This is a genomic window from Microbacterium sp., from assembly GCF_044508325.1.
Lineage (GTDB): Bacteria > Actinomycetota > Actinomycetes > Actinomycetales > Microbacteriaceae > Microbacterium.
The window spans coordinates 42,598-49,513 of the sequence record NZ_JBIQHX010000016.1; the positions used below are offsets into that span (position 1 = coordinate 42,598).

4 protein-coding genes are annotated in these 6,916 nt (G+C 71.6%); 1 reads left to right on the plus strand and 3 read right to left on the minus strand.

Annotation, left to right across the window (positions count from 1 at the left end):
* Positions 1-175 precede the first annotated feature (175 nt).
* The 3 genes from def to ACIWQI_RS12590 are packed head-to-tail and all read right to left on the minus strand — an operon-like array spanning position 176 to position 5,602.
* Complete coding sequence (def, locus tag ACIWQI_RS12580) at positions 176-667, minus strand: peptide deformylase (protein ID WP_396657879.1); 492 nt, start codon at positions 665-667, stop codon at positions 176-178.
* A gap of 1 nt (position 668) precedes the next feature.
* Positions 669-2,153 (minus strand): MinD/ParA family protein, encoded by a 1,485-nt coding sequence (locus tag ACIWQI_RS12585; RefSeq protein ID WP_396657881.1) that lies wholly within the window; start codon positions 2,151-2,153, stop codon positions 669-671.
* Between the two features lie 41 nt (positions 2,154-2,194).
* Positions 2,195-5,602, minus strand: a complete 3,408-nt coding sequence (locus ACIWQI_RS12590) for a pyruvate carboxylase (RefSeq protein ID WP_396657882.1) — start codon at positions 5,600-5,602, stop codon at positions 2,195-2,197.
* Between the two features lie 90 nt (positions 5,603-5,692).
* On the opposite strand from ACIWQI_RS12590, the gene ACIWQI_RS12595 reads away from it, so the two are divergent.
* Positions 5,693-6,502: a ParA family protein gene (locus ACIWQI_RS12595; protein ID WP_396657884.1), complete on the plus strand. Its 810-nt coding sequence runs from the start codon at positions 5,693-5,695 to the stop codon at positions 6,500-6,502.
* Positions 6,503-6,916 lie beyond the last annotated feature (414 nt).

The following is a 6,916-nucleotide window of genomic DNA, read 5'->3' on the forward strand; positions in this document are numbered from 1 at the left end:
CGTTTCGTCTCGGTCGCGCTGGCGCGCGGCCTCGCTCAACGACCGGGACGCGGGGCCGTTTTCACCCCCGGCCGTTGAGCGAGCGGAGCGAGACGAAACGCGGTGTGCTTTTGCGCTGCGCGCGGCCTCGCTGAACGGCCGGAAGCACGCGCTGCGCGCGGTGATCCGACGTGCGTCAGAACCAGTCGGACTCGCGGATCTGGCGCATCGCCGCCCGGCGGCCTTCGGGCGTCAGGCGGTCGATGTACAGCTTCCCGTCCAGGTGATCGGTCTCGTGCTGCAGCGCCTGCGCGAGCAGGCCGTCGCCCTCGAGCACGACCTCACGGCCGTCCAGGTCGATGCCCACGACCTTCGCGTGCGGGTACCGCACCGCGTCGTGCCACAGGCCGGGCACGCTCAGGCATCCCTCTCCGATCGCCGTGGGCTCGCCCGACACCTCGACGAGCACAGGGTTGAGCACATACCCGATGTCGCCGTCGATGTTGTAGCTGAATGCCCGCAGCCCGACACCGATCTGTGGAGCGGCGACGCCGGCGCGACCGGGCGGCTCCACCGTGTCGATGAGGTCGCGCACGAGCGCGCGCACGCCCTCGTCGATCGTCTCGATCGGCGCACTCGGGGCGCGCAGGACGGGATCGCCGAACAGGCGGATGGGCCGGATCGCCATCTCAGGCGGCGGGGGCCAGGGAGCGCAGGCCCTCGATCACCTTCGCGGCGAGCTCCCGAGCCGCCGCACGCGTGGCCGGCTGCAGCTCGCGGTACGAGATCGCGCTGCCGGCCCCGATCATCGGGTCGTACGGGATCCGCACGACATCACGCACGCGCGTGCGGAAGTGCGCCTCGAGCTCGCTCGGCCGCACGACCGGGCTGCCGGGCCGGGCCTGGTTGAGCACCACGACCGCGTTGCGCACGGCGTCGGCGTAGCCGTTGGTCTCGAGCCAGGTCAGCGTCTCGCTGGCCAGGCGCGCCTCGTCGACGCTGAGCCCGGCGACCACCACGAGCTGGTCGGACAGATCGAGGGTGGCGCCCATGACCGAGTGCACGATGCCGGTGCCGGTGTCGGTCAGCACGACCGAGTAGTAGTGCGCGGCGATGCGGGCGACCTCGCGGTAGTCCTCGTCGCTGAACGCCTCCGACACGCGGGGGTCGGAGTCCGAGGCCAGCACGTCGAGGCGGGTCTCGTCGCGGGCGACGATCGTGGAGATGTCGTTGTAGCCGTCGATGTCGCCGGCGACCCGCACGAGGTCGCGCACCGTCTTGCCGCTGGGCCGGGCGATGCGCTCGGCAAGCGTGCCGCGGTCGGGGTTGGCGTCGATGGCGATCACGCGGTCCTCGCGGGCGTCGGCCAGGGCCATGCCCAGCAGCGCCGTCACGGTCGTCTTGCCGACGCCGCCCTTGCGCGACACGACGGCGACGAAGCGCGCCCCGCCGGACAGCGGCGCGGCGATCCGACGGTCGAGGAGCTTGCGCGCACGGGCGCGCTTGCTGTCGCCGAGGTTGATGCGCTTGCCGGTGATCGAGTAGAGGAATTGGCGCCAGGCTCCCTCGGGCTCGGGCCGGATGACCTGGTGCGGGTCGAGCAGACGATCGGCGGTGAGCAGATCCGGCGTCTCGCGGTCGGCGCCGAGTTCGCCGAGGCGCTTGGATGCCAGTGTCAGCTCGTGACGCGGATGCACACGCTCCACATCGTGGGCGGCGGCGCGCGTGGCCGGGGCGGGGGCCGGGGCCGGGGCCGGCTGCGGTGCCGGCTCAGCCTGCGCCGCGGGGTCGGCCCGCACCGCGGGTGCGGGCTCGCTCGGCAGCGGCGGGACAGGCGGTGCGGCGGTCGCGGCAGCCTGGGCCTGGTCGGCGTGCTGGACGGCGGCATCCGACTCCCCCGCGTCCGCGGCGACGGCGTCGAGCGCATCCGCCTGGGCGGCGGCCTCGTCGAGGTCGATCACGATGTCGGCGGTGTGGATGTCCTCGTCGACGACCCCGTCATCGTCGAAGTCGTCCTCGTCGCCGCCCTGCCCGGGCAGCGAGACGTCGACGTGGGCGACGTGCGTGGCGCCGCCGATGAGGCCGATGGCCGCGGTGTCGATCCGGCCGGTGTCCTCGAGGATGCCGTGCTCAGGCTCTTCGGGGTGCTCCGGCTCGTTGCGATCAGGTGTCACGCTGTCTTGCTCCAGGCGGTAGGGGACGGGACCAGTACAGGCTAGTGCGCCGGGCGGACCACGACCAAAAGGTCGCCCGCCTCGACCTGCGCCGTCTCGCCGATCACGACCCGCTCCACGACCCCGCCGACCGGCGACGTGATCGCCGCTTCCATCTTCATCGCCTCGATCGATGCGACCGGCTCTCCGGCCGCCACCTCCTGCTCCGGCTCGACCTTGACCGTCACCACGCCGGCGAACGGCGCGGCCACCTGACCGGGCTTGCTCGTGTCGGCCTTCTCGGCGGCGCGCGCCTCCACGGCGATGCTGCGATCGCGCACGTAGACGGGCCGCAGCTGGCCGTTGAGCGTGGTCATCACGGTGCGGATGCCCTTCTCGTCGGCCTCGCCGATCGCCTCCAGGCCCACGTACAGCTGCACGCCGGGGTCGATCTCGGCGACGTGCTCCTCCCCCGGCTTCAGGCCGTAGAAGTAGTCCGGCGTGCCGAGGGCCGCCAGGTCGCCGTACGTCTCCCGGTTCTGCTCGAACTCACGGGCGGGCCCCGGGAACAGCAGGCGGTTCAGCGTGCGGCGGCGGTCTGCGGCATCCCCGGCGAGCCCCTGCTTCTCCTCGTCCGACAGCGGCGGGATGTCGATGGAGACCGTGCGTCCGGCGAGCACCTTGCTGCGGAACGGCTCGGGCCAGCCGCCCGGCAGGTCGCCCAGCTCGCCCGCCATGAACCCCACGACCGAGTCGGGGATGTCGTAGTTCTGCGGGTTCTGCTCGAAGTCAGCCGGGTCGGCCTTGGCCGCCACGAGGGCGAGGGCCAGGTCTCCGACGACCTTCGACGAAGGCGTGACCTTCGGGATGCGGCCGAGCAGCCGGTCGGCGGCGGCGTACATGTCCTCGATGAGCTCGAAGTCGTCGGCCAGGCCCAGCGCGATCGCCTGCTGCCGCAGGTTGGACAGCTGGCCGCCCGGGATCTCGTGGTGGTAGACGCGGCCGGTGGATGACGGAAGGCCCGACTCGAACGGCCGGTACAGCTGGCGCACGGCCTCCCAGTAGGGCTCGAGGTCGGCGACGGCCTGCAGGTCGATGCCGGTGTCGCGGTCGGTGTGCGCGAGCGCGGCCACCAGCGCCGACAGGGACGGCTGGCTTGTGGTCCCAGACAGCGGGGCCGCTGCGGCATCCACCGCGTCGACGCCTGCGGCACTCGCCGCCAGCAGCGTCGCCAGCTGCCCGCCCGCGGTGTCGTGGGTGTGCAGGTGGACCGGAACGTCGAACCGCTCGCGCAGCGTCGTGACCAGCCGGGCCGCGGCCGCTGGGCGCAGCAGGCCCGCCATGTCCTTGATGGCGAGGATGTGCGCGCCGGTCTGGACGATCTGCTCGGCCAGGCGCAGGTAGTAGTCGAGCGTGTACAGCTTCTCGGCCGGATCGAGCAGGTCGGCCGTGTAGCACAGCGCCACCTCGGCGACGGCCGTGCCGGTCTCGCGCACCGCGGCGATGGCCGGGCGCATCTGGTCGACGTCGTTGAGGGCGTCGAAGATGCGGAACACGTCGACCCCGGTGGCCGCGGCCTCACGCACGAAGGCGTCGGTCACCTCGACGGGGCGCGGCGTGTAGCCGACCGTGTTGCGGCCGCGCAGCAGCATCTGGATCGGGATGTTCGGCAGCGCCTCACGCACCGACGCGAGACGCTCCCATGGATCCTCGGCGAGGAAGCGCAGGGCCACGTCGTACGTCGCCCCGCCCCACGCCTCGACCGACAGCAGCTGCGGCGTCATGCGCGCCACGTGCGGCCCCACGCGCACCAGGTCTCGGGTGCGCACGCGGGTCGCCAGCAGCGACTGGTGCGCGTCTCGGAATGTCGTCTCGGTGACGGCCAGCGCGGTCTGCGCGCGCAGCGCCTCGGCGAAGCCCTGCGGTCCGAGCTCGCGCAGCCGCTGCAGGTTCCCGGCGGGCGCCGGGGCGGCCAGGTCGATCTCGGGCAGCTTGCTGCCCGGCGACACCGACAGCGGCTTCTCGCCGTACGGCCGGTTCACCGTCACGTCGCCGAGCCAGTTGAGCAGCTTCGTGGCGCGGTCGCGGGACGGGTTGCTGGTCAGCAGCTGCGGCCGCTCGTCGATGAACGAGGTGCTCAGGTCTCCGGTCACGAACTCCGGGTCGTCGAGGACCGCGCGCAGGAAGGGGATGTTGGTGGCCACCCCGCGGATGCGGAACTCGGCGAGGGCACGCCGGGCGCGCGCGACGGCGGCGGGGAAGTCGCGCCCACGGCAGGTGAGCTTGGACAGCATCGAGTCGAAGTGCGGGCTGATCTGCGATCCTGCGGCGGTCGTTCCGCCGTCGAGGCGGATGCCGGCGCCTCCCGGTGACCGGTAGGTCGTGATGCGCCCGGTGTCGGGGCGGAATCCCTGCGCGGGGTCTTCGGTGGTGATCCGGCACTGCAGCGCGGCGCCGCGCAGCGAGATCTGCTCCTGGGCGAGCCCGAGCTCGTCGAGGGTGCGGCCGGCGGCGATGAGAATCTGCGACTGGACGAGGTCGACGTCGGTGACCTCTTCGGTGACGGTGTGCTCGACCTGGATGCGCGGGTTCATCTCGATGAAGACGTGCTGCCCGGCCCGCTCGCCCGCGGTGTCGACGAGGAACTCGACGGTGCCGGCGTTGACGTACCCGATCGACTTGGCGAACGCGATGGCGTCGCGGTGGATGCGGGCGCGCAGCTCGTCGTCGAGGTTCGGCGCCGGCGCGATCTCGACCACCTTCTGGTGCCGGCGCTGCACCGAGCAGTCGCGCTCGTAGAGGTGGACGGTGTGGCCGCTCGCGTCGGCGAGGATCTGCACCTCGATGTGACGGGGGCGCACCACCGCCTGCTCCAGGAAGACGCGCGGGTCGCCGAACGCGGCACCGGCCTCGCGCATCGCCTCGGCGATGGCCGGCGGCAGCTCGGCGGCGGTCTCGACCCGCCGCATCCCTCGTCCGCCGCCTCCGGCGACCGCCTTCACGAAGATGGGGAACCCGACCTCCTCGGCCTGCGCGACCAGCGCGTCGACGTCGTCCGAGGCGGGGGTGGATGCGAGCACCGGCACCCCGGCGGCGATCGCGTGCTCCTTCGCGGTGACCTTGTTGCCGGCCATCTCGAGCACGTCGGCGGTTGGTCCGATGAAGGTGATGCCGTGCTCGGCCGCCCGTGCGGCCAGCTCGGGGTTCTCGGACAGGAAGCCGTAGCCAGGGTAGATCGCGTCGGCGCCGGCCTTCAGCGCGATGCGGATGATCTCGTCGACGTCCAGGTACGCCCGGACGGGACGCCCGCGCTCGCCGATCTCGTAGGACTCGTCCGCCTTCTGCCGGTGCAGCGACCCGCGGTCCTCCCACGGGAAGACCGCCACGGTGCGCGCGCCGAGCTCGAATGCGGCACGGAACGCGCGGATCGCGATCTCACCACGATTGGCGACCAGGATCTTCTGGAACATGGAGAACCTCTCGTGCTCGACCCGTGCCGGAGGGGCGGGGAACGCGGGCTTAGGTGTCTCTCAGCCTAGGGGACGGTAACGTATCTATTTGTGCATGTACTCAGCGTCAGCTCCTTGAAGGGCGGCGTCGGCAAGACGACGGTGACACTGGGCCTCGCATCGGCGGCCTTCGCCCGCGGAGTCCGCACCCTCGTGGTCGATCTCGACCCCCAGTCCGACGTGTCGACCGGTATGGACATCCAGATCGCCGGCCGACTCAACGTCTCGGACGTCCTCGGCAACCCCAAGGAGAAGATCGTCCGCCAGGCGATCACCTCGAGCGGCTGGGCGAAGGTGCACCCCGGCACCATCGACGTCATGATCGGCAGCCCGTCGGCCATCAACTACGACGGCCCGCACCCGAGCGTGCGCGACGTGTGGAAGCTCGAAGAGGCGCTGGCCTCGATCGAAGCCGACTACGACCTCGTGCTGGTCGACTGCGCGCCGTCGCTGAATGCACTGACCCGTACGGCGTGGGCCGCGTCCGATCGGGTCATCGTGGTGACCGAGCCCGGACTGTTCTCGGTGGCGGCCGCCGACCGCGCGCTGCGCGCGATCGAAGAGATCCGCCGCGGCCTGTCGCCGCGCCTGCAGCCGCTCGGCATCATCGTGAACCGCGTGCGCCCGCAGTCGATCGAGCACCAGTTCCGCATCAAAGAGCTGCGCGACATGTTCGGCCCCCTGGTGCTGTCGCCGCAGCTGCCCGAGCGCACGTCGCTGCAGCAGGCGCAGGGCGCCGCGAAGCCCCTGCACATCTGGCCGGGCGATTCCGCGCAGGAGCTCGCGGCGGACTTCGACGCGCTGCTGGACCGCGTCATGCGCACGGGCCGCATCCCGCTTCCCGGCGACCGCACCGCCTGACCTCCGGCTGCCGAGCGAGACCGCGCATAGCGCGACCCCACTCCCGGCCGTTGAGCGAGGACGCACCGCGCGACACCATTCCCGGCCGTTGAGCGAGGACGCGCGCAGCGCGACCGAGACGAAACGCATGTGCCCGGCGTAGAAAGCCTCACCGCGTTTCGTCTCGCTCCGCTCGCTCAACGACCGGGGAACCGCGTTTCGTCTCGCTCCGCTCGCTCAACGACCAGAACAGCAGACCGACACCTCCCCCGGCCGTTGAGCGAGGACGCGCGCAGCGCGACCGAGACGAAACGCATCTGCGCTGCGTAGAAAGCCTCACCGCGTTTCGACTCGCTCCGCTCGCTCAACGACCGGGGGGAACCGCGTTTCGTCTCGCTCCGCTCGCTCAACGACCGGGGAGTAGCGTTTCGTCTC

Coding starts and splice junctions, on each gene's coding strand:
- def (WP_396657879.1), bottom strand. CDS start 667: ATGGCGATCCGGCCCATCCGCCTGTTCGGCGATCCCGTCCTGCGCGCC.
- ACIWQI_RS12590 (WP_396657882.1), bottom strand. CDS start 5,602: ATGTTCCAGAAGATCCTGGTCGCCAATCGTGGTGAGATCGCGATCCGC.